Consider the following 22,008-nt stretch of genomic DNA (forward strand, 5'->3'; position numbering starts at 1 on the left):
TCGTTTTCAATGGATTTACAAAAATACAATCTTTCATTGCGTTGGCTGCTGACGGCGTTGCTGCTGGTGGTGGCACCGTGGGCGGTGGCGCAGGTGGGTCGTCCGCCCATGATGGGTGGCGGGCAGCCGGGCACGGGTACCGAACTGGTGCAGCTGATTCATGCCGACTCGCTGATTGGGTTAAGCTCGCCGGGGGTGTCTATCAAGCGGGTGGTCAACAACGTGAAGTTCAGCCACAAAGGGGCATTGCTCTACTGCGACCTGGCTATTCAGAACAGTACCAACAACGTGATTGAGGCCTATGGCCACGTGCGCATTGTACAGGGCGACACCGTGACCGTGCAGGGCGACACTATGTATTATTACGGCAACACCCGCTCGGCCACGGTGCTGCACCGCGTGGTGCTCAAAGACCGGAAGATGACACTGACCACTGCCCGCCTGGACTATGACATGGCCAACGGGCTGGCGCACTACCCCACCAAAGGCCGCATTGTGGATAAAGAAAACGTGCTCACCAGCGAAGAGGGCTACTACAGCACCCGCACTAAAGAGTTCACGTTTATTCGCAACGTACGGTTGGTGAACCCCCAAACTACGCTCATTGCCGACTCGCTGCTCTACAACAGCGCCACTAAGGTTGCCACCTTCCAGGGACCAACGAAGATTATCAACAAAGACGGGACGCTACAGGCCCGCGATGGCACCTATAATACCACCACGCGGGTATCGAATTTTCGGCAACGTGCCACAGCTTATACCGACAAATACACCCTCACCGGCGATACCCTGAACTTCGACAATGTGACCGAACTGGGCATTGCTAAAGGCAACGTGGTCATGGTGGCCAAGGAAGATAAAACGACCATTACGGGCAATCAGGGCCGTTATAATGGCAAACTGGGCATCACGCGGGTAACGGGCAACGCTGTGGTGCGCACAGTGAGTGCCCAGGATACGCTCTACATGCGTGCCGACACCCTGTTTTCGTACGATACGCCGTCGGGGAGTAAGGAGAAAAAGCCGCGCAAGCTGGTGGGTCAGAAAAACGTGCTCGTGTTTAAGCCCGACATGCAGAGCCGTTGCGATTCACTGGTGTACACGGCCGTTGATTCGAGCTTTTATTTCTACAAAAAGCCTATTGTCTGGAGCCAGAATTACCAAATGGAGGCCGACACGATTACGGCCCGGCTGAAGAGCAATCGGATCAACACGCTGCTGCTACGGGGGCGGTCGTTTGTGGTGTCGCAGGATACGATGAAGTTTTTCAACCAGATCAAGGGGCGGTCTGTCACGGCTTATTTCAAGTCGGTGTCTGACACGCTGAAGCCCAGAGTGGTGCGTATCGTGAAGCGCACTAAAGGAGCCGCCGGCACGGGTAAGCCGGGCACGAACAAGCCCGCCACTACGCCTCCCACCTACACCACGGCGCTGGTGGGGGGCAGCCCTACTGGCAGGCCGCCCAAAGTGGAAGAGAAAACGCAGCTGGATAAGGTGGTAGTCGAGGGCAACGGACAGAGCATTTATTTCGTAGTGGATGATAAAAATGTGTTCACGGGAATGAACCGCGTTGACTGTAGCAAAATGACCATCGAATTTGCAAAAGGGAGGGTGGGTAATATTCGGTTTTATGGCCGTCCCGATGGCATATTGACCCCCCCCAAACAACTAACCAACGACAAGAAAACGCTCGACGGTTTTCGGTGGCGCGTGAACGAAAAACCCACCAAGGCCAATGTGCTCGGCGAGACGCCCTACGGCCCCGCTATGCCGAAAACCAGCCCGCCACCGCCGCCCAGTCAGGTTATTGCCGATGTGTCTGACCGGGTTCCATCGCGGACGTCGTCTGTTATGAAAACGGCCACTATGTTAGGCCTGCCAACGTCGGTCAGCGCCGTGAAGGTGGTGTTGGCGCAGCCCGCAACGGCGAGTGTGGTGGCTACAGCCACAGCTACGCTGGCTAAATCCCTGCCCGCAAGTACTACGGCTGTAACAAGTCTTATCAGCACCTCGGCGGTCACTGTGCTGCCCAAGGTTGCCTTACTGACTGATAGTCTGACGACTGATTCAGCAGCCATAAGTGGATTGAAAAGCGTGATTGCGCCAGTTATCCCAAAGGCCGACAGTGCTCTGTTGACCGTGCCTGTTTCGGCAACGGTCGGTGCGGCGAAAGCAGATGTTAAAAAGACAATGCCTGCCAACATGGGTGCGGGAAAAACCAACGTTCCGCCGCCGGTTAGTCAGGATCCGTTGCAGACAAAAGATGTCTCTGACCTGGAAAAGGTTTTAAATAAAAAACCATTGCATAAAAAGGGCATTAAAGTTGATGCAATTAATAAACCTTTAGAATCTAAATCGGGTCAAAAGCAGTAAATCGCTTTAAGAATTAACAATTTTTCACCCATAACCGCGTTGGTTTTGACTTATTCCCTGAGTACGTTTGTAAGTCGTTCGGTTAACGCGTTGATTATCAAGCATGAAACAAATTTTACTGGCATATGGGCTTTTCATCGGTCTGCTGTGGACCACTTCGGCGCGGGCGCAGGAACCGGGGCGGAGTCGGCTTGAGCTGGGCCGAAAGAACAGCCCGGCTTCGGTGGCGAATACCAGCAGCAAACCACAGCGCCTGCTGATGCCCCGGCCCATGCCCATGTCGCCGATGGACCGTCTGCTTACGCAGGGTCGTAACGACATGCTCCGCGCCTATTACCGATCTATTTTGTTGGCTCCTACGGCTGTGAAAGCAACCACGCCCCGTTTGGGTGTGGCCACGCCAGAAAGCACCATGACCAGTCAGCCCGTTATGGACCGGCAGGCCGATGATGCTGTGCGGTCGGAAGATCAGATGTACAGTAGCAACCGCCTCACGGTATCGAACATCTACCCCAACCCGGCGCATGATGTGGCTGAAATAGACTACACCATGCACAGCAGCGTGGGCGACGTAAACATTACGCTCCTTAACGTATTAGGCACCCCCGTAGCTGAGTATTCGCTGGACCGCAACGAGCGGAAAGTGCGTATTCAAACCCGCGATATGCCCACTGGCTATTACTTCTATCAACTGTCGGTAGAAGGGGTGAAGGTGGCTACCAAGAAACTGCTGGTGAAGCATCAGTAATTCAGAAGTAGCGGCAACAATTGCCATTACAGGTCGTTTTTGAGAACGTAATAAGTACCTTGTCACCTTAAAACCACGAGCACCATGGCTAAAGCACAAGACGCCCGATCTGAAAAGAAAAAAGAACCTGCCAAATCGCCGAAAGAAAAAAAGGCGGCTAAGGCTGAAAAGAAACAAGAAAAAAGCCGCCGTCAGGATTAACCTCCGGCAGTGCACAAAAAAGGCCTCACCACTACTGGTGAGGCCTTTTTTGGGTTGATAGTTGGTGGTTTGTAGTTGCTTCGCGCTACGTGCCCCTCGACTGCGCTCGGGGTGACAACAACCTTGAATCAATTCAAGAACTTGGATCTATCTGCCTGTCACCCCGAGCGCAGTCGAGGGGCACGTAGCGCGAAGCAACCACAAACTACAAACCACTACCCCCCTACACCGCCACGGGGGCTTTGATAGCGGGCCAGGGGTCGTAGTTTTCCAGGGTGAAATCGTCGTATACGAAGTCGAAGATGGCTGTCACGGCCGGATTGAGACGCATGGTGGGCAGGGGACGGAACGAACGCGACAGCTGGGTTTCGACCTGTTCTAAGTGATTGATATACAAGTGTGTGTCGCCGCCCGTCCAGATAAATTCGTGGGCTTCATAACCACATTCCTGCGCAATCATCATGGTGAGCAGGGCGTAGGAGGCTATGTTAAACGGTACCCCCAAAAACACATCTGCCGACCGCTGGTAAAGCTGACACGATAGCTGCGGTTTTGTCTGCCCCTTTTCTGCATCGGCGGGGGCCACGTAGAACTGAAACAGCAGGTGGCAGGGGGGCAGGGCCATACTGGGCACGTCGGCGGGGTTCCAGGCCGAGACAATCATCCGCCTAGAATCGGGTGATTGTTTCAGCTGGCGGAGCACCTCACCCAGCTGGTCGATCACGCGGCCGTCGGGGGCCTGCCAGCTGCGCCACTGTTTGCCATATACGTCGCCGAGATTACCGTTTTCGTCGGCCCACTCGTCCCAGATGCTCACGCCGTTGTCTTTCAGGTATTTAATGTTGGTTTCGCCCCGAATAAACCACAGCAGTTCGTGGATGATGGACTTGGTATGGACTTTTTTGGTCGTCAGCAGGGGGAATCCTTCCTGGAGGTTAAACCGCATCTGATAGCCAAATACGCTGATAGTGCCCGTACCGGTGCGGTCGGTTTTGCGGGTGCCGTTGGCCAGAATATGCCGTAGCAGGTCGTGGTACGCTTGCATGGGGGTGGGGTTTGGTACGCGAAGGTAAGGAGCGTAGTGCAAAGAGCAGAGAGCAACAGTCTCTCTTAGCTCTAGGCTCTTAGCTCTACGCTCTCTGCTCTCAGCTTCTCCGCAATGGCCGTGCGGGCGCGTTCTACAACGTGTTCGATGCTGGCGTCGGTCGGATCGATGGGGGAAAGGACCGTCCACGACATGCGCGTGAATGAGCGGAGGGGAAACAGGCCGCGGGGGTTGAATTTACCCGTGTTGGCAATGGCAATGGGCACTACGAGCGCGTCGGGAGCTTTTCTGAGCAAAATGGCCAACCCGGCACCGGCAAATTCGTTGGGAACGTTAGAGGCACTGCGGGTGCCTTCGGGAAAGATTACTACCGAGCAATGCCGTTTGTTCAATTGTTGTCCCAGTCGGCTCAGTTGCCCCATGGCCTGCCGGGCATCTTTGCGGTCGATGAGCGCGGCTCCGCTCCGGCGCAGGTTGTAGGAAATGCTGGGGATACCGCGACTCAGCTCTATTTTGGCCACGAACACCGGGTTCTGGCGACGTAGGAACCAGATAAGCGGCGAGATGTCGAAGAGGCTTTGGTGGTTGGCTACGAAGAGCAGCGGGCGGTTGGTGGGCAGGGGGGCGTCGTACTGAAACCGGAACGACGAACCGGTCAGTCGCCAGCCGTAGGTAATGAAGGCGTTAAGCAGATCAGCCACCTTTTTTTGGGCCGCCCGCCCGCCCAATCGGTGCGCTACCACCTGGGCCATATGAAAGACTAACAACACCAGCCCGAAGTAAAGTAGATAAACTGGCGAGAGTAAGTAGTCAATAAGCTTTTTCATGGTATCGTTGAGGTGAATTTCAGCAGACTATGCCCCAAAAATAGGTAACAAGCCAATTATTATGCTTTACTTTTGTAAGGGCGCACCGCCGCCTCTGTCCGGTTTTAGGCCAGAGCGCTGAGGCAACGTGTCTGTAAATGAACACCTACCGTGACCTTCAGGATCGAAGTGATGCAGTTTATCGGGGCCAAAATGGATGCCCTCATAACCGAATTTTTAAAGCCTATTGAGACTAACTGGCAACCCGCCGATTTGTTGCCCGATTCTACGCGTCCCACATTTCTGGAGGAAGTGCGGGTCTTGCAAGAGCAAGCGCAGGCCTTACCCTACGACTACCTGGCCGTGCTGGTGGGCGACACTATCACCGAAGAAGCGCTACCCACCTACGAGGCCTGGCTGATGGACGTGGACGGCGTTGACCAGACAAACCCTAAAGGCTGGTCGCAGTGGGTGCGCGGCTGGACCGCCGAAGAAAACCGTCACGGCGACCTCCTCAACAAGTTTTTGTACCTGTCGGGCCGGGTAAACATGCGGGCTATGGAAACCTCGACCCAGTACCTCATTGCCGACGGCTACGACATTCAGACTGGGCGCGACCCCTACCGCAATTTCGTATACACGTCGTTTCAGGAGCTGGCTACCAACATCTCGCACCGCCGCACCGCCACGCAGGCCAAGCAGTCGGGCAATGCGTTGCTGTCGCAGATATGCGGGGTGATTGCCGCCGACGAAATGCGCCACGCGAAGGCCTACAAGTCGTTTGTGGCCGAAATCTTCACCCACGACGCGTCGGGTATGATGCTGGCGTTTGAAGATATGATGCGCAAGAAGATTGTGATGCCCGCCCACATGCTGCGCGAAAGCGGCGTGAACCTGAGCAACACCTATTCGCACTTCTCCGACGCCGCCCAGCGCATTGGCGTATACACCGTCCGCGACTATATCCAGATCCTAGAGTCGTTGCTGAGCGACTGGAAAATCGATGCTATGTCTGACCTGTCGGACGACGCTCAACGCGCCCGCGACTACCTCATGGCGCTCCCCGCCCGCCTCACCCGCCTCGCCGACCGCACCCGCATTCCCAGCCTGGCCTATGAGTTCAGCTGGATAAAATAAAAAAGGAGGAGAGGGAAGAAAGGGAGGAGGGGGAGGAAAGGGGGGCTTCGTGCGTTGGTTAAGTGCCTACAGCGCGAAGCTCCCTTTCCTCCCCCTCCTCCCTTTCTTCCCTTTCCTCCTTTTTATGAACACTCCCACGCGCCTGCTCTTTTTTAGCTGCCTCAGTCTGCTGATACTGCTGGGATTTCGGCTACGACCTATACCACAAACCATCGCCGACACGACGCCCGCGCTGCCCTTGTCGTCTGATTTGTGGGTGGCTACGGATGGGCTGGGTAGAACCCTGCCTACTGCCGCCGAAACCGGTGCGCCGAGGGCCAAACACGTTGGTATCTTTTATTTCCTCTGGCATGGCGAATATGCCGTTAAAGGAGGTGTTTACGACATCAGCAAACTACGCCGCGCCAACCCGAAATCGCCCAAATTTGGGCCGGAAGGGGCTTTTCACTGGTGGGGCGAACCCGAAATTGGCTACTACCGCGCCGACGACCCCTGGGTGATTCGGCGAAATTTACAACTCCTTACCGACGCCGGTATTGATTTTCTCTTCCTCGACGTTACCAACCGCGATACCTACCTGCCTACCGTGCGCAAGCTCTGCGACGTATCGTTGCAAATGCGCGGTGAAGGTATTCCAACGCCCGCCATTGTCTTTATTACCTATACTAAAACGGCCGAGACCGTGGGCGACCTGTTTACCCACTTCTATACCCTGAAGCAGTACGAGCCGCTCTGGTTTAGGTGGCAGGGTAAACCACTGATTCTGAGCAATCGGGCCGAGGTGACAGACCCCACGCAACGCGACTTTTTCACCTACCGCTACAGTTGGGCCTGGACCCCCGCCGAAACGGTAGCGCACCACTGGCAGTGGATCGACGATACGCCGCAGAACTACGGCTGGGACACCAACCCGGCTGTGCCCGAGCAGATTCCGGTGGCGGTGGCGGGACATCCTATCCGTAATATCGGCAAGAGCTACGCGCAGGGGCGGCAAGCACGGATTGATAAAAATGCGCTAACCCCACAGACAAGCGCAGGCCGTTATGTGGGCGAACAGTGGAAACGTGCCCTAACGGTGAACCCCCAACTGGTAATGGTAACGGGCTGGAACGAGTGGATGGCGCAGCGGTTTGTAGCCCGTCCCGATGCCAAGGGTAATACCACCGATTTTCTGGGCATGAAAGCCGATTCGGGGCAGTCGTATTTTGTAGATCTCTATAACGAGGAATTCAACCGCGACATAGAACCCATGAAAGGCGGTTACGGTGATGCCTACTACTACCAACTGGTGGCTAACGTGCGCCGTTTCAAGGGGCTAACCCCAATCGCCAGCGTTGGCCCGAAAGCGGGTATCAAGGTCGATGGTGCGTTTGGCGACTGGGCTGCCGTAACCCCCCGATACCGCGACTGGCCCGGCGACGTAGCCCACCGCAACTGGCCTGGTGCCGACAAGAAAACGACCTACACGAACCGTACGGGCCGAAATGACTTTATCGAAGCGCGCACGGCCTTCGATGAAAAGCAGGTATTTTTCTGGGTAAAAACGTACAAGCCACTCACCAAACCCGGCCCGAACTGGCTATTGCTACTGATTGACACTGACGGTAAAAAAAGCACCGGCTGGCAGGGGTATGATCTGGTTGTGAACCGGTCTGTTACCAGCGCCACCCAAACCACGGTGCAACGCTGGCAGAATGGCCGCTGGCAGGCCCCCGCGCCCATCAGCTACCGGGCAGCGGGTTACCAACTAGAACTGGCCCTGCCCCGTACACTCTTTGGCACAGGCGCCCCTCATTTCGATTTCCACTGGGTCGATAATGTCCCCCTGACCAACGGCCTGACCCCCTTCTTCACCAACGGCGACAGCGCCCCCGACCGCCGGTTCAACTACCGGTTTGTGGGAAGGTGATTTTAGTGGTAAGTGATGAACGATGAGTGGTGAGTTTGCTGCGGTCCGACGTCTCGGCGCCAGCGTAATTACTCGTGCGGAAGCAAACTCATCACTCACCGCTCATCACTTACCACTAAAATCAAACGCTTTCTGAATTTGGCTTTTGATGATGGACACGTAACGCGTTGGAAATAAACGCGTTACCCATTCAATCTGGCGGGCGTCGTTGCCGATGAGGACGCGTGCTTTGCGGCGGGCAATGCCGTTCAGGATGATTTCGGCGGCGCGGGCGGGCGTCGTTTTGGCAGCGTCGGCAAAGGAGGCGGCTCCTTGCTGGTGCATGGCTTCGGTGACGAATCCGCCTTTGCCAATACGGGCGGCAGCGGCGATGTTGGTTTTAATGCCTCCCGGATGCACGCACGTAACGCCAATACCCGTATCCAGCAGCTCCATGCGCAGTACGTCGGAGAAGCCGCGCACGCCGAATTTGGCCGTGCAATAGGCCGACTGGTTTTCGACCCCCGCCAAGCCAAATACGCTGCTGATGTTTACGATCTGACCCCGGTTGTGCTGCTGCATGTAGGGCAAAAACGCTTTGGTCATCCGGACGACGCCCCAGAGGTTGATGTTTAGCAGCCACTCGAAATCAGCCAGATCAGTCGTAGCAAATGGCCCGCTGCCCAGGGCCACGCCCGCGTTGTTGATCAAAATCAGCGGCTTTGCCGGGTTCAGCATGGGGATGATATTAGCCGCAAATGCCTGAATAGCCCCCGCATCGGCCACGTCGAGGCGGTGGGTTTGGAGCTTGCCGCCCGTCAGTTGATTGGTCTCGGCCAGCGTAGCCTCGTTAACATCAGTGGCGATAACCGTGGCCCCGGTCAGGGCCGCCTGCCGGGCCAGTTCGCGCCCAATGCCTGAGCCAGCGCCGGTGATAAGGAAGGAAGACATTTACGAATTACGATTTACGATGTACGAATTACGATTTTTGCTTACGCATCTCTAGCAAACTACTAATGAATTGACTAACAATTCATTACTTAGCTTAATGAATAGCATTGAATTGAAGAGTCGAACGAAGTAGTTTTCGATGATGATCATTGAATTGGTTGGACAACTGCCACATAATGCCACATGAAAAGCTATCGGTAACCAATTGATTCGTTGTGGAACATCTATTGGTGCCAATTATCGAGCGGCCTGTCGAGCAAAATCACCAGCTGATTTTATTGCCAAGATTGATATTGTTGAGGAGGAAGCCGACGAATCTTGCTACTGGCTAGAGTTAATTGGTGAAGCAAAACTATTGCCCAGAGAAGCTATTGTCAGTGCTTGGCGCGAAGCCAACGAGCTAACCGCCATCTTCACCAAGATCAGTATTACATCAAAAGCTAACAATGGCCGTTTCGCTCATAAAGGTAGTCAACCGGAAAAAGTAGAGCGTGGTTAGCGAAGCGCGAAGCCAAATCGTAAATCGTAATTCGTAAATCATACCAGGTGCAACGGCGCTGAAGCCATTTGCCGGTGCTGCCCGCCGGGCTGGAGTTTCTCTATTTCGCGGATTACGTCAACGATGCCTTTGAGGGGGATTTTCACCCAGGTGGGGCGATAGCTGATTTCGTAGCCCAGTTCGTAGACCGCTTTTTCCAGTAAGTAAATGAGCAGCAGGTAGTTAATCTCGCCGTTGTCGTAGAACATGGGGTGGGGCGAACCGAACGTGTCGAGGTAGGCGTCGAGGTAGGTGTCGCGGATGAGTTTGTACCAGCGGTCCGACACCACCTGTAGCGTGGCGGGCGAAATACCCTCGGTTTCGGCGGCGTTGAAGAGCTTGGCCGATACGGCGTAGTGGTACGACCGGATCATGCCCGCCACGTCTTTCAGGGGCGAATGCTTGATCTTGCGGTCGGCAATGGTGCTTTCGGGTTCACCCTCGAAGTCGATGATGACGTAGTCGTCGGGGAGGGCCAGCACCTGACCCAGGTGGTAGTCGCCGTGGATGCGGACGCGGCACGAACCGAGTGGGCGCGTCTGGAAATCGGCCACAAAATCGTCGATCATCTCTTTGGCTTCCATAAACACCCACGCCAGCCGTTGCGACTGCGCGTCGAGGCGGTCGTAATTGTTCACCAGCAGGTCGTAGCGGCGCTGAAGGAGGTCGGTGAAGCGGCCGGTGAGGAACTGGCGGTAGTCGTCGGTGAAGGGTTCGGCCTGGAAAGCGGGATCGTCGGTTTTTTTGTAGAGGGCCAGGTGCATTTCGGCGGTGCGCCTGCCCAGCAGGGCCACTTTTTCGAAGACATCTTCTTTCACGGCAAAAAGCCGGTTGGGCACGGCGTAGAGGAAATCGTTGAGGTAGTCGCCGGTCATGTCCCAGCTGTCTTTGTTATTGGCTACCATCCGCTGCATCATGCCCAGCGTGACCACTTCCTGACCGGGCTGCTGCCACGTGAAGTGGCCCGCATAGGCCGGAATAGCCTCAAAACCACCCGTTTCGGTCAAAAACGCCACCATCTCCACCTCCGGGTTGGTCTGCGCAAACAGCTTCCGGTACAACTTCATGAACAGCAGTTCACCCTGCGAGGCGTAGCCGAACACCAGCGCCGAATTGCTCGAATCGACGGGCAGTACGCGTGATATCAGCGCGTCGCCATCGGCTCCATCCACCAGGCCTTTACCCCGTTGGAACGTAAGCTGCCCCGCCTCGGCGGTCGGTTGGATGACCACGTCATTGGCGGCCAGGTGCCAGAACAGCGCTTCCCGAAAAGCACCCACGTAGATGGCATCGACCAGGTAGCCGCCCTGCCCGGCGAAGGTGGCGGTGGTCAGGATGCCCTTGTCGGGAATGGCGTCGGTGGTGGTTCCCTCTGGTACAAACGCCAGCGGCAACTGGTATTGCTCCGGTTCGCCATCGGCGTAAGTAGCCTCGATGATAACCAGGTAAAACGGTTGACTGTCAGCTGGTTGGTCTGACAACGCCAATACCGATTGCACCCGTACGCCGGTCTGCTGACGGGCTTTTCCGGCAAACCACCGGCAGGTGTTGACATAGGCGGGCAGCACGTCGGCGGCGAGCCTGGCGTGCAGGTCCGTGTCAGTAGCGAATGTTGAGAAGGGGAGGGTTGAGGTCATTTTACAGTATGCAATTCTACAGTATGCAGTGGGCAGTGGCAGTGGGCAGGCTTCGCGCACTAGGGCGCGAAGCCTGCCCATTGCTACTCATTTCCTATAATCCAATGCGGGTTTTCGGTCACCTAACAGGGCTTCGTACTTGAAGTTGGCGCCGCGTTTCTGGAGCCATTCGGCGCGGGCTTTCTCGATCAGGGCGGGGGTGTTGTAGAGATCTAAAGCCGTCAGCGCCAGTGTTTTAGCGGCTACGATCATGCCTTTCTGGCCGATGCTCATGCCACTGGCGGCTGTCGATTGCCAGCTGTGGGCGCTGGAGCCAGGCACCCAGGTGGCGGTTTGCAGGCCCACCGTCGGCACCGTCCAGCTCACGTCGCCCACGTCGGTAGAGCCGCCGCTGGTGGCGCTTTCCGAGGCGTCGCGGAAGTCTTTGATCTGGGCGGCGTTGGTGATGGGTACGCGCTGATCGGCGGGGAACGACTCGCTGATTTTTTGGGCGAAGGCCGTTTCTTCGGGCGTGTAGGTGATGCCGCCTACCGTTTTCAGGTTGTTGTGCATGGCCTCGGCCAGGGTCACGTTGGGCAGCAGGTTGAATACGCCCCCCAGCACCTCCCACGTCACCTGTGTGCCGGTGCCCTTGGCGGCCCCTTCGGCGGCGTTTTCAATGCGTTTCCAGACGCTTTGCAGGATGTCGCGGTCCTTGTGGCGGGCGTAATAATATACCTCGGCAAAGGCGGGCACCACATTGGGCGCGTCGCCGCCCTTGGTGATCACGTAATGGATGCGGGTGTCGGACGGGACGTGTTCGCGCATCATGTTGACCATCATGTCCATGGCCTCTACGCCGTCGAGCGCCGACCGGCCCCGTTCGGGTGAGGCGGCGGCATGGGCGGCAATGCCCCGAAACCGGAATTTGGCGTTTTTGTTGGCCAGCGACGTGCCCGCGTCGGCGGCGTTTTGGGCACCCGGATGCCAGTGCAGCACCACGTCGACGTCGTTGAAGAGGCCTTCGCGTACCATGTAGACCTTACCCGCGCCCCCCTCTTCGGCGGGACAGCCGTAGATCTTGATCGTGCCCGCGTGACCGGCCTTGAGCCAGTTTTTCACCTGCACCGCCGCCGCCACCGAGGCCGTGCCGAAGAGGTTATGCCCGCAGCCGTGCCCGCCTTTCTGGTTGGGGATGGGCGTGAAATCGGGTTTGGCTTCCGTGGCGAGGCCCGGCAGGGCGTCATATTCGCCCAGGATGCCGATGACGGGTTTGCCCGACCCGTAGGTGGCCACAAAGGCCGTGGGGATGCCCGCCACGCCCGCCGTCACGTCGAAACCTTCTTTTTTTAGCTGTTCCTGCAATAGGAGCGCGCTTTTCTCTTCCTGGTAGCCCAGTTCGGCAAAGTCCCAGATCTGTTTAGAAAGACCCGCGTAGTCGGCAAACCGCTTGTCGAGGTCGGCGATGATAGCCTGCTTGTCGCGGTCGGTGCCGGGGGCAGCCGTTTTCGCCGGTTTCTTTGCCTGGGCAAACGTCAGCGCGGGCAGCAGCAGGAGGGAGACGAGGAGTTGTTTAGTCATGTGTAGGTTGATTGTTCCTAAAAATACCAATTTACCCCACAGCCCCGGTAGTCGATGCCACATTGCATCTTTGCCAACTGTTCCGTTCCTCGTTATGACCCCGCCCCACGCACCCCGACTAGCCCATTATGTCCGCCAGTTTAGCCGCCTGAAACAGGGCGGCACCAAGTACGGCAAGGCCCCGCATAAGCCCGTTTTGTTGCTGACAATCACGGAGTTACTGGAAAAAGGCCTCATCACCGACAACCGCGTGGGCGTGACGCCGGAACTGGTGGCGACGTTTAAAGAAAACTTTGTCCTGCTGGCCAAGGCGGGCCACAACGACGATTTTACGCAGCCATTTTTTTACCTGAAAAACGAAGGCTTCTGGTTCCTGCAACCCAAACCCGGCTATCAGATCGACCTCTATATCCGTAGCGTGAACACGCTGAGCGAACGCCTCGACTACGCTCATTTCGCCGACGACCTCTACGGGCTGCTGACGGATACGTACTCACGCATAGCTCTGAAAAACACCCTGCTGGATACCTATTTCCCCGCCCGCAAAGCCGAGTTTCTGCGCGTCAAAAACGCCGGACGCAGCTACCTGGGCGACCTGGAAACGTATCTGCTCAACGAACCCACAGGCACCTACCAACCCGCCTTTACCGCCGACGATGAGGAAACGCGCTTTGTGCGTGGTGGACTATTCAAACGCCTAGTGCCGCAGGTCTACGATTTCACCTGTGCCATTTCCGGGATGCGCGTGATCACCACCGGGGGCGCGTCGTTGGTGGAGGCCTGCCACATCGTGCCCATCAGCGTATCGGGCAACGACCACGTGAGCAACGGCATTGCCCTATGCTCAACCCTGCACACCGCCTTTGACCGGGGCATGATCGGCATCGACGCCCAATACCGCGTCCTGATCTCCCCCGCCCTCACCGACAACCCCGCCAGCCCCTACAACCTCCACCAATTCGCCGGACAATCCCTCCGCCCACCCCACGGCCAACATCACTACCCAAACAGGGAAGCGTTCGCGTGGCATCTGCGGGAGCGGTTTAAAGTGTAAAAAGAGTTTTTGCTGAAGCTAAGCCTCGATGACAAAATAATTAGCGGATTATGAATATTCGACAATTACTCCGTTGTTCATAGTCTTTTTTAAATTGCTGGTCGTCCTTTACACGTCTTTCTGGATCATACACAATAAACAGTTTGAATGCGTCAAGAGGATATTTCATTAAATCAGATGCAATTTGATCTGTTACCCGACTTGGAGGCATTGTTTTACGGATATATTTTGATTCGATGAATAAATCTTCATCCGCATTAGTGTAAGAATGATCAGGAATGACTGTAGAGAAGGAAAAACGAACTGTAGGATACTCTCGCTCGTAATCTTTTCTGTCTCGTTTTAGTATAGCTTGGATATGACTATTTAGTACATTTTCATGCGAAATTTTTTGATCAGATATAGCAATAGGCAGTGTTTTACTCAGCATATCGGCAATTTCATTAGCTAAGCATTCTACTCTATCAAGTTGAAATCGCCTTCCATTTACAATAGTATAAATTGAATTTTGTATCGCTGGCCTATATATAGAATCGTGTAAAAAAGCCATTCGTCTATAAGCACGTTCAACTGCTGTTGAGTGACGTTGATATAAATTGTGTAGGTCGGATATTTCATCTTCTTCACAAGTATCTTTAGACAAGAATTCCGTTATTTCAGAAAGTGGATCGAGATACGTGTTAATAAAATCACCAAAATGTGTTTTCGCAAATGTGTTAGCTTGACGAATATAGTCGACGACATGCGTTCGAGCATCTGATGATTGAAAGGATTCTGTAGTTAAATCAAAATCATAGATTGTATCATATTGTTCAAGTTTTGTAGCATACATAGCAAAACGGCGGTCTACACATTGAGAACAATATCCGCAATGTGTGGCGCTCGTATTATTTTTAAATTTCTGAAAAGTTTTAGTACATGTTACCGTTTTAGAAATAATGTCCTGCTTATTGTATGTTTTTATAACGTCTACAACTTCTGATTTAGTCATATGTAAAAACGGATGTTTGATTGTAAAATTTTTCCCAAACACTTGAGTAAATAAATTTTCTAACAGGGCAAGTGTCTTAGGATGTGTAGTTCGACTTGCCCGACCATTCATTAAGTCCTGTCGTTTACTTAGATTAATCGAAGTAATGCCATTTTCGTAAATGTTCAGCACGTCTTGCCCATAAGCCTGTGCAAGAGCAAATCCTACAGCGGTGTATAGAAAAAAGCGAGTACGCTGTGTTTCTTCAGCTGCTCGCTCTTCTTTAAGGGTACATTCAAGTGGATGATATCTCAGCCGGTTTGGATATGCTATTTGCAACGCCTCAAATACCCTTTTCTGGACTTGAGTGGTAAGTGTGTTGGACCTATGACTTGTAATAACAACTTTTTGTGACGTTTGCTCTAAAAGTGATATTACACCAGCTAGAGAATCTAAACCACCCGAAAATAAAGCTACAGGACAAATGTCTGTTGAGTTAATTTCGGTGGTCGAATACTCTGGGCCATGGAATAGATTAGTTATCGGATCGCCTCCTATACGTTGTGTAAAGTAAAAGTCGTAAGATAGATCACCCGTCATAAAAGATAAAGCTGCTACAATTATCGTTTTAGCTTCTTCTTGTTGCCAAAAAGACAAATCACGGACAGGTATACAGAAGATTAAGTCACGCGACCAGCTATTATATTCTACTTGATCAGTTTTCCCCCGTTTTATAAGCCGGTCTGCACCATAAATGAAAGAAGCTATTTCTATTAGATCACGAGTTCGTTCAGGTAACTTAGGCATTAGATGCGAGGCGAAACCTTGGATGTTAACTGTAAGGTTTCGGTTAGACAAACCTTCACGACCCACTAAACTCAGAATTCGATGAGCCGGAATATTTCCTGCCAACGATTGAGGTATAGTTACGCCATCGCATAAAATAATATGTCGTGTATCAGTCTTCGTCATTGAGATTAAACACGAGATTATTCTTTAGTTTCTTTATAGCGTAACCTACAAATCCTTTTACATCATTACTGCTAGGAAACTGCTTCAATGCATTTTTGTTATACCAACCAGCGGCAAATTGCTCGGTAACTTTAGTTGTTTCAAAAGCACTTTTAGAAATCTCGTTTAAATGCTTATCGAGGCGATTGTTAAAATCATTGCGATCAAACAAGGTTTTGAATGAAGCTGATGCTTCTCTTTCTAGAAAATATCTCAGATAACGACCAATGAAATTTGAAAAATATATTCTAGATATTTCACTGAATCCTCCTGCATCTGCTGCCCGCCTCCAAGGTTCAAATGGATCTGCTTCGCCACCGAAGAAAAGTGTAGTTTGTTGCTGTTCCTGCCGGGTCCAAATGCTAACAGTATCTATTAGAGCTTGCGAAGCAATAGTTGCATATTCATTGCTTTCACAATTAGCTTGGTTGAACTGTTTAATAGATCGCGCTAGTTCTAGTAGGGAAAAGGAGGGAGATAGGGTAATGCCGTTTTTTTCTAGATAAGTGTACGGATCGCCTTGTCTTGAAGCGTGTAATAAGTTGAGTAGATAAGAGAATGAGGATAGCACTCCCTTGTCTTGATTCATTCGCTCTAATTGACTTACAACATTTTTGGTTGTCTTATTGGCAATAGAAGCGACGTTATTATTTTTTGGTGAAAATTCGGTAAGCTCGTTCACGATATTGCGCCACCGTTTGGTGTTAGGTAAATGACCAATGCGCTCATGACCCATCGTGCTTACAATTGAAGAGTTATAATGTTTAAGTGCTGAAATATACTTTATTGTCATCATAGGATGACTTTTGCGTGTCAATCTTTTTTTAGATCACCCACATTTGGCAGTTTTTTAAGGAACATCAGCTATTCACATGAGTTTCTATGATAACATCCGCATTGCTTCGGCTCAATTACCACTCACGCCAGCAGACGTTGATCGGCTGGGGGTGGGCATGATTACGTTCCAGACAAAATCATTGGAGGATAAGTACGGGGTATATGACATTACGGGCGAGGGGTATCTGGAAACAGTAGCCGCTATGTCTGCTAGCGAATGGGAGAGCAAAACGCGCTGGCATGAAGTCCGCCTGGTCGATGCGCACGGGTATGTTGTATTCTACACGGTCGTTGATGATCACTGGTTTTGCTTCAAAGCCCGCTTTCGGGAGGGGCGCATGACGGAGGTATTTAGGCTGGGCCACAGGCCCGAAGTGCATAGCCGCACCTGTACGTGGGAACTGGAAATACCCCTTGACGAACTTAAACCGGCGTATGATGCGGAAGCAATTCGCTACGAACTGAGCCAATTAGATGCTCGCGAATGGGCGCACATGGAAACGGAACTCGCTGATTTTGAGCAGCAGTTTCCGAACGAGGATTGTCAGTAGACAGCCGGGGCTATATACCCTTGGTGTAATTGGGTCACTGGAAAGATAAGATCCCAGTCTTTTCCCCATACTACGTTGCCGCGTTCGATGCGGAAGCGTTTGAAATTGGCTAGTCGGCGATACTTATTGTGCTGAGGATGAGGGTGATCTAACAAAAAAGGTCCGAAGTCAACCGTTTGTGAAGTGCCATCAGAAAAAGTCAACTGTAGCCTGTGGTGGCCCGCATATTCGGCTTGGGTAACAGCTAACGTTCTCATCATAGTGTTTCTATAATGACCGGGTGATGATGTCATTAAGGTAAATCATCCACGAATTTAAGCAGATTGGCGCGTCTGTCGGCTGAGATAGTAGAGGAGAGAGCATGCGTATCAATCTTGTGCAGCTGTGGATTTCGTATGGGTTTGATAGCGTAGCGTTGAGAAATGGCCTAGACCAATCCTGTATATCCTGGCTGCACAACACAATGCTAGTCAGGTGGCGTACCTACGGCACGCGGGAACGGGGAAGCCTAATCTTACAGCTACCGACGCTACGCTATTACATCCCTACGGGATAGGCAGTTACACAAGATTGACGCACCTGTAGAAAGGATGATTCGCAGACGATTAGCCGTACGTGCTCTCCCGGCGGAATAGCGTACCGTCAGCAAATCAAGCCGCCGTTGGTGTGCCTGCTCCAGGTCCAATCGGGACATCATAGCGCAGCGTCGGTAGAAAGGGGTAGACGTTCACGCTCCCATTGTCCCATCGGGACAAAACAGCGTCAGCGTCGGTAGATAGGGGGATGGATTGTGACGTTTCCCAGCGTGCCGTAGGTACGCAACCTGTAGCGTACCTACGGCACGCTGTGGATGTAAGGGCGATTTGGGAATACTACCGACGCTGCGCTGTTACATCCCTACGGGATACCGATCTACGCTATTTTATCCCTACGGAATAGGTAGTTACACAAGGTTCACGCACAAGGAAGAAGGATAAACCGTGGACGATCGGTCGCACACCCTGTCCCATCGGGACATCATAGCGCAGCGTCGGTAGAAGGGGGTTGGCGTTCACATCCCCATCGTCCCAGCGGGACGAGATAGCGTAGCGTCGGTAGGGTTAAGGGCGGGGCGTTAATCGAGGGGTTTAAACAGAAATTGCTCGTCATAATCGATGCCGAAAATGTCCAGGAAACGGCGGTATTCGTCCAGGAAGGTGCGGGTTTGGTGGTGTTGCTCCTGATTGTCGATGTATTGAATCAGCGCGGGTAATTGGCTTTTGCCGTACGAAAACGCGCCGTAGCCTTCCTGCCAGGCAAACTGGCTGCGGGTCATTCGCTTTTCGTTGATCCATTTCGATGAGCTTTGTTTGAGTTGCTGCATCAGATCAGACAGCGATTGGGTGGGGCGCATCCCGATCAGGATGTGGATGTGGTCGGGCATGCCGTTGATGGCAATCAGTTTGTGATTGTAGTGCTGGATTATGCCCGTCATGTAGTTGTAGAGTTCGTATTTCCAGGTGGGCGAAATGACGGCGGCGCGGTATTTAACGGCGAAAACGAGTTGCAAATGGATTTGGGTGTAGATGTTGGGCATGACGGTGGTTGCGGTGGTGTTGTCCCATACGGGACAATGCAATGATAGGGAATGATGCGGTTTCGGTTGCGTTTGCTACCGACGCTGCGCTGTGTCGTCCCGCTGGGACGGTGAGGCTAACGCCCGTGCCTTTGGTTGACGTGAATTTTTCGCGAAACCGGAATCTGTTGTGGCGGGATTTAAACAGATGGGCGGGTTGGTGGTCTAATGGGGGTATCAACCAAACAGACTTCGGTTATGAAAACGCTTACGATTGATCTGAAATCATTCTGCCTGGGTATCCTCGCCCTGGGCGCATTACTGGTGTTGGTCAATTTCAAACCGGCGGGCCAACCCGCCCCGCCCACCGACGAGGTTCGCCGGTATCAGGTCGTGACGGGTGAACGCGGGGTGACCATCCTCGACACGAAAACCGGGCGATTTATTGTGGACCCCTACGGCTTCTCGAACCCCCGCTGGACAAAAGGCGATTTCGAGGAGATACACGCCCGGCCCTCGAAATGACGTGACAGAAGTTATGGATGACTACGGTTAGCTTCCTCAGAAGTCGCCGTAGTCTACCTGGAGGCAGGTGAGGCCGAGGTCGCGGCGCCAGAGCGAGACGACCTGGTCGCGGTCGTCCAGGACCAGTTCTACGAAATAACGGCCCCGGATGTGGGCGTCGAACAGCTCGCGTTTCACGATGGCGTCTTTGCGCATGTCGTTTTGTTTGCGCATAAACAGTTGATAATCAGCCGTTTCCTGCCAGCCAAAATGCCGCTCCAGCCACGCCACGGTCTCGGCGCGGGCGGCACCGTCTCGGCCCGACATGAACACCACCGCACAGCCCGCCGCCCGCATGGCCCGCACCACACCCATGACGGGCAGGTTCGGTTTGTCGCGCCCCACGTTAGTCCAGTCGAAGGGGGAGCGGTCGTGGATTTTGGCCACCGTACCGTCAATATCCACCAAAATGCATTTGGGCAGGGCGGCATCCTGCGCCAGCGGGTCGGCGGTGGGGTGGGGGCGGGGGTAGGTCAGGCGTTGCGAGAAATCCATGTTTTTCCGCAGCAGTTGCAACCGGCTGTGCTGCTCCCGAATCACGGTTTCGCCCACCACGTCGGGCCGTTGCCGGTCCCGCTCAATGGCGGTGGTCAGGGGCACGTCGAACACCTGAAACGACACGTCCACGGGCCGTTTGGCCGTAGCCTGCGCTTCAGCCAGTTTCAGCACCTCGTTGATGGACTTTTGCCGGAGGTGCGTATTGTCGAGCACCACGTTCCAGCCACCGTCGAGGGCGGCTTTCAGGGCCGCGTCGAGCAGCGCGGTCACCAGGCGCTCGATCCGGTTTTTGGGTTTGTCGTCCCATGTCCAGTACTCGCCCAGCGATACAGGAATGAGGCTCCGGCGCAGGTCGTCGCGGTTGAGGCGCAGGTAAGAAGGGTTGTCGCGCACAAACTGCCGCGCAAACGTCGATTTACCAGCGCCGCTGATACCGATGAGGAGAAGGAGGTGGGGCATAAAAGTCGTAAGTCTGAAGAAGTCGTAAGTCGTAAGTCGGCTGGCGCGAGCATTTCCCGCACCCTGGCCTGTGTCTCCACAGGCCTACTCCTGCGTAAGCCATCCGGGCCAGTCGGCTGACGCGAGCGTAGGCCTGTGGAGACACAGGCCAGGGGGACGGAAAGTGCTAAGTCTGGAAAGCCTATGCTATACGACTTTCCAGACTTAGCACTTTCCAGACTCAGGACTCTTTGTTCATAAACGGCCGTTCGTAGGGGGGGCGGAGGAGTTTCCAGATCGTGGAGGAGTAGTCGCGGTTGTCGAGCATCAAAAATAACACGGCGGGGTAACGTTGCGTCTGGAAATAGAGGGCGGTTTCTTTTCGTGATTCACGCACCTGGAAAGCAAACCAGCAGTCGGCTTCGATGGCTTCATACTGAGCGGTAAAATTGGCCACGGTGGCTTTCACCCAGTCGTAAAACTCGTCAGGAACGCGCTCCAGGATGGCGTCGAACGGCTGGTTGGTGGCCAGGTATTCCCAGATGTTGCGCGACGAAATCTGGGTCAGAATCCGGTGCAGGCGCACGTATTCGGCCATTTTCACCTTCACCCGGAACCCCGACGCAAACCGGATCACAAAGCCCTCTTCGTTGTCTAGTTGCACCGCCCGGATGGCCGCCAGGTCGGTGTAGCCGTCGAACCGGCGCACGAGCGGGAAGCCAATGTCGGGCAGGTCGGCGTGGTCGGCTCCGGTGGCGGTGTCGATGACACCCAGCAACACGAGTGCCTCGCGGTCGCCGTAGTCTACCACAATGCGGTTTTCGGGGTAGATGATCTCGAACAAATACGTCTTCGTGGGGTCGAGGCGGGGCAGCACGTGGGCATAGCGCGTATGCAGCAGGTGGGTGGCGCGTTGGGCCTGCTCGCTCATAAACGACCCCCGCGAGGCAATGTGGGGCATTCCGTCGTGCCAGTACAAAATCCCCAGCGACCCGTCGAGCTTTTCGTAGGCCACAAAGGGTTCGGGGCCGTCGGTCGTTACGGGGGGTGTCCACTCCGGGCCGTGCTCGTCGAGGTTAAAGAATTTGCCGAAAGGCCGCGCCACCACCTGCCCCTGCCCGTTCAGGATGAGGCCCCGGCAAGCCAGCGTGTGCTCGTCCCAAACGCCCTCATACTGCGCCTGAGCGGTGTAGTTCAGGATGTATAACTCGGCGGTGGGGTGCTGACGAACCATCACGTAGCCATTAGCAATGTGCTGACGGAGAGCGGGTTGCAACGTGTTGATGAAGGAAGTCATGGTTGTAATAAACCTATAAGGTTGAAAAACGGGGGCGCCTAGTCCTTATAGGTTGGAGGAACAGATTGAAGGAAAAGCCAGGCAACGGGCGGGCCGGGTGTTTAGTCGTTTACAGCGAAGTAACCGCAGCGGCGGACCGTCCGGACCTACGGCACTGGCAAAAGAAAACAGGGCAATGGGCGAAAAGAGACTATAAATCTGCGCTCTGTATTGAGCTACGCCGGCTTTCACCAACGGTGGGCCTGGCTACCCACAACCTCAGAATCCCGAAGTAACGCTTTTCTACGGCACCTGTAGTATGATTATCAATGGATTAGCTACGTTGTGAAAGGGATGAGGCAAACCCCTT

General features: G+C 54.0%; 19 protein-coding genes. 8 read left to right on the forward strand and 11 right to left on the reverse strand.

All coding sequences use genetic code 11. The features are described from left to right. Window positions 1-9 precede the first annotated feature (9 nt). The gene (locus J2I48_RS03890; protein WP_207334081.1) at window positions 10-2,373 is read left to right on the forward strand and encodes an OstA-like protein; all 2,364 of its coding nucleotides are present in this window, start codon (window positions 10-12) and stop codon (window positions 2,371-2,373) included. A 103-nt stretch (window positions 2,374-2,476) separates the two neighbouring features. Then, on the forward strand, window positions 2,477-3,121 hold the full coding sequence (locus J2I48_RS03895) for a T9SS type A sorting domain-containing protein (protein WP_207334082.1): 645 nt from the start codon (window positions 2,477-2,479) through the stop codon (window positions 3,119-3,121). Window positions 3,122-3,545: 424 nt separating this feature from the next. Here J2I48_RS03895 and J2I48_RS03900 read toward each other — a convergent pair whose 3' ends face one another. Then, window positions 3,546-4,367 carry a thymidylate synthase gene (locus J2I48_RS03900; RefSeq protein ID WP_207334083.1) on the reverse strand — a complete coding sequence of 274 codons (822 nt, stop codon included), beginning with the start codon at window positions 4,365-4,367 and terminating at the stop codon, window positions 3,546-3,548. Between the two features lie 71 nt (window positions 4,368-4,438). Then, the gene (locus J2I48_RS03905) at window positions 4,439-5,194 is read right to left on the reverse strand and encodes a lysophospholipid acyltransferase family protein (protein ID WP_207334084.1); all 756 of its coding nucleotides are present in this window, start codon (window positions 5,192-5,194) and stop codon (window positions 4,439-4,441) included. Between the two features lie 171 nt (window positions 5,195-5,365). On the opposite strand from J2I48_RS03905, the gene J2I48_RS03910 reads away from it, so the two are divergent. Beyond that, a complete protein-coding gene (locus tag J2I48_RS03910; RefSeq protein ID WP_207334151.1) occupies window positions 5,366-6,310 on the forward strand; it encodes an acyl-ACP desaturase in 945 nt (314 codons plus the stop codon). Window positions 6,311-6,434: 124 nt separating this feature from the next. Continuing rightward, window positions 6,435-8,219 (forward strand): hypothetical protein, encoded by a 1,785-nt coding sequence (locus J2I48_RS03915; protein WP_207334085.1) that lies wholly within the window; start codon window positions 6,435-6,437, stop codon window positions 8,217-8,219. A gap of 105 nt (window positions 8,220-8,324) precedes the next feature. Here the strand turns inward: J2I48_RS03915 and J2I48_RS03920 are convergent, their stop codons facing one another. After that, on the reverse strand, window positions 8,325-9,149 hold the full coding sequence (locus tag J2I48_RS03920; protein WP_207334086.1) for an SDR family NAD(P)-dependent oxidoreductase: 825 nt from the start codon (window positions 9,147-9,149) through the stop codon (window positions 8,325-8,327). Window positions 9,150-9,354: 205 nt separating this feature from the next. Between J2I48_RS03920 and J2I48_RS03925 the strand changes: the two genes are divergently transcribed. After that, window positions 9,355-9,648, forward strand: a complete 294-nt coding sequence (locus tag J2I48_RS03925) for a four helix bundle protein (protein ID WP_207334087.1) — start codon at window positions 9,355-9,357, stop codon at window positions 9,646-9,648. A gap of 38 nt (window positions 9,649-9,686) precedes the next feature. On the opposite strand, the gene J2I48_RS03930 is transcribed toward J2I48_RS03925, so the two are convergent. Both J2I48_RS03930 and J2I48_RS03935 read right to left on the reverse strand, forming a co-directional pair. Further along, complete coding sequence (locus J2I48_RS03930; RefSeq protein ID WP_207334088.1) at window positions 9,687-11,324, reverse strand: putative maltokinase; 1,638 nt, start codon at window positions 11,322-11,324, stop codon at window positions 9,687-9,689. 87 nt (window positions 11,325-11,411) lie between these two features. Further along, window positions 11,412-12,884, reverse strand: coding sequence for an amidohydrolase (locus J2I48_RS03935; protein ID WP_207334089.1), 1,473 nt, complete (start codon window positions 12,882-12,884; stop codon window positions 11,412-11,414). Window positions 12,885-12,978: 94 nt separating this feature from the next. Here J2I48_RS03935 and J2I48_RS03940 point away from each other — a divergent pair, with 94 nt between their 5' ends. After that, a complete protein-coding gene (locus tag J2I48_RS03940) occupies window positions 12,979-13,938 on the forward strand; it encodes an HNH endonuclease (RefSeq protein WP_207334090.1) in 960 nt (319 codons plus the stop codon). Between the two features lie 40 nt (window positions 13,939-13,978). On the opposite strand, the gene J2I48_RS03945 is transcribed toward J2I48_RS03940, so the two are convergent. Both J2I48_RS03945 and J2I48_RS03950 read right to left on the reverse strand, forming a co-directional pair. After that, complete coding sequence (locus J2I48_RS03945) at window positions 13,979-15,880, reverse strand: PD-(D/E)XK nuclease domain-containing protein (protein ID WP_207334091.1); 1,902 nt, start codon at window positions 15,878-15,880, stop codon at window positions 13,979-13,981. Next, window positions 15,867-16,715: a hypothetical protein gene (locus J2I48_RS03950; protein WP_207334092.1), complete on the reverse strand. Its 849-nt coding sequence runs from the start codon at window positions 16,713-16,715 to the stop codon at window positions 15,867-15,869. The genes J2I48_RS03945 and J2I48_RS03950 overlap by 14 nt, the downstream gene beginning before the upstream one ends. Window positions 16,716-16,791: 76 nt before the next feature. On the opposite strand from J2I48_RS03950, the gene J2I48_RS03955 reads away from it, so the two are divergent. After that, the gene (locus J2I48_RS03955; protein WP_207334093.1) at window positions 16,792-17,307 is read left to right on the forward strand and encodes a hypothetical protein; all 516 of its coding nucleotides are present in this window, start codon (window positions 16,792-16,794) and stop codon (window positions 17,305-17,307) included. Here J2I48_RS03955 and J2I48_RS03960 read toward each other — a convergent pair. Together J2I48_RS03960 and tnpA are read right to left on the reverse strand one after the other, a co-directional pair. Then, window positions 17,301-17,600, reverse strand: a complete 300-nt coding sequence (locus J2I48_RS03960) for a DUF2442 domain-containing protein (RefSeq protein WP_310587250.1) — start codon at window positions 17,598-17,600, stop codon at window positions 17,301-17,303. The genes J2I48_RS03955 and J2I48_RS03960 overlap by 7 nt on opposite strands. A gap of 821 nt (window positions 17,601-18,421) precedes the next feature. Further along, the gene (gene tnpA, locus J2I48_RS03965; protein ID WP_207334153.1) at window positions 18,422-18,883 is read right to left on the reverse strand and encodes an IS200/IS605 family transposase; all 462 of its coding nucleotides are present in this window, start codon (window positions 18,881-18,883) and stop codon (window positions 18,422-18,424) included. A gap of 237 nt (window positions 18,884-19,120) precedes the next feature. Here tnpA and J2I48_RS03970 point away from each other — a divergent pair, with 237 nt between their 5' ends. After that, window positions 19,121-19,387: a hypothetical protein gene (locus J2I48_RS03970; protein ID WP_207334094.1), complete on the forward strand. Its 267-nt coding sequence runs from the start codon at window positions 19,121-19,123 to the stop codon at window positions 19,385-19,387. Window positions 19,388-19,423: 36 nt separating this feature from the next. On the opposite strand, the gene J2I48_RS03975 is transcribed toward J2I48_RS03970, so the two are convergent. Then, window positions 19,424-20,383, reverse strand: coding sequence for a phosphatase domain-containing protein (locus J2I48_RS03975; RefSeq protein ID WP_207334095.1), 960 nt, complete (start codon window positions 20,381-20,383; stop codon window positions 19,424-19,426). Between the two features lie 220 nt (window positions 20,384-20,603). Further along, window positions 20,604-21,659, reverse strand: a complete 1,056-nt coding sequence (locus tag J2I48_RS03980) for an RNA ligase (protein ID WP_207334096.1) — start codon at window positions 21,657-21,659, stop codon at window positions 20,604-20,606. Window positions 21,660-22,008: the final 349 nt, after the last annotated feature.

This window comes from Fibrella aquatilis (genome assembly GCF_017353255.1).
Classification (GTDB): domain Bacteria; phylum Bacteroidota; class Bacteroidia; order Cytophagales; family Spirosomataceae; genus Fibrella; species Fibrella aquatilis.

What these genes read in the sequence shown, in the direction of transcription:
- J2I48_RS03970 (WP_207334094.1), top strand. Translation starts at nt 19,121, where the DNA reads ATGAAAACGCTTACGATTGATCTGAAATCATTCTGCCTGGGTATCCTC.
- J2I48_RS03940 (WP_207334090.1), top strand. Translation starts at nt 12,979, where the DNA reads ATGACCCCGCCCCACGCACCCCGACTAGCCCATTATGTCCGCCAGTTT.
- J2I48_RS03980 (WP_207334096.1), bottom strand. Translation starts at nt 21,659, where the DNA reads ATGACTTCCTTCATCAACACGTTGCAACCCGCTCTCCGTCAGCACATT.
- J2I48_RS03910 (WP_207334151.1), top strand. Translation starts at nt 5,366, where the DNA reads ATGCAGTTTATCGGGGCCAAAATGGATGCCCTCATAACCGAATTTTTA.
- J2I48_RS03890 (WP_207334081.1), top strand. Translation starts at nt 10, where the DNA reads ATGGATTTACAAAAATACAATCTTTCATTGCGTTGGCTGCTGACGGCG.
- J2I48_RS03935 (WP_207334089.1), bottom strand. Translation starts at nt 12,884, where the DNA reads ATGACTAAACAACTCCTCGTCTCCCTCCTGCTGCTGCCCGCGCTGACG.
- J2I48_RS03900 (WP_207334083.1), bottom strand. Translation starts at nt 4,367, where the DNA reads ATGCAAGCGTACCACGACCTGCTACGGCATATTCTGGCCAACGGCACC.
- J2I48_RS03930 (WP_207334088.1), bottom strand. Translation starts at nt 11,324, where the DNA reads ATGACCTCAACCCTCCCCTTCTCAACATTCGCTACTGACACGGACCTG.
- tnpA (WP_207334153.1), bottom strand. Translation starts at nt 18,883, where the DNA reads ATGCCCAACATCTACACCCAAATCCATTTGCAACTCGTTTTCGCCGTT.
- J2I48_RS03975 (WP_207334095.1), bottom strand. Translation starts at nt 20,383, where the DNA reads ATGCCCCACCTCCTTCTCCTCATCGGTATCAGCGGCGCTGGTAAATCG.
- J2I48_RS03945 (WP_207334091.1), bottom strand. Translation starts at nt 15,880, where the DNA reads ATGACGAAGACTGATACACGACATATTATTTTATGCGATGGCGTAACT.
- J2I48_RS03905 (WP_207334084.1), bottom strand. Translation starts at nt 5,194, where the DNA reads ATGAAAAAGCTTATTGACTACTTACTCTCGCCAGTTTATCTACTTTAC.
- J2I48_RS03955 (WP_207334093.1), top strand. Translation starts at nt 16,792, where the DNA reads ATGAGTTTCTATGATAACATCCGCATTGCTTCGGCTCAATTACCACTC.
- J2I48_RS03960 (WP_310587250.1), bottom strand. Translation starts at nt 17,600, where the DNA reads ATGACATCATCACCCGGTCATTATAGAAACACTATGATGAGAACGTTA.
- J2I48_RS03920 (WP_207334086.1), bottom strand. Translation starts at nt 9,149, where the DNA reads ATGTCTTCCTTCCTTATCACCGGCGCTGGCTCAGGCATTGGGCGCGAA.
- J2I48_RS03895 (WP_207334082.1), top strand. Translation starts at nt 2,477, where the DNA reads ATGAAACAAATTTTACTGGCATATGGGCTTTTCATCGGTCTGCTGTGG.
- J2I48_RS03915 (WP_207334085.1), top strand. Translation starts at nt 6,435, where the DNA reads ATGAACACTCCCACGCGCCTGCTCTTTTTTAGCTGCCTCAGTCTGCTG.
- J2I48_RS03950 (WP_207334092.1), bottom strand. Translation starts at nt 16,715, where the DNA reads ATGATGACAATAAAGTATATTTCAGCACTTAAACATTATAACTCTTCA.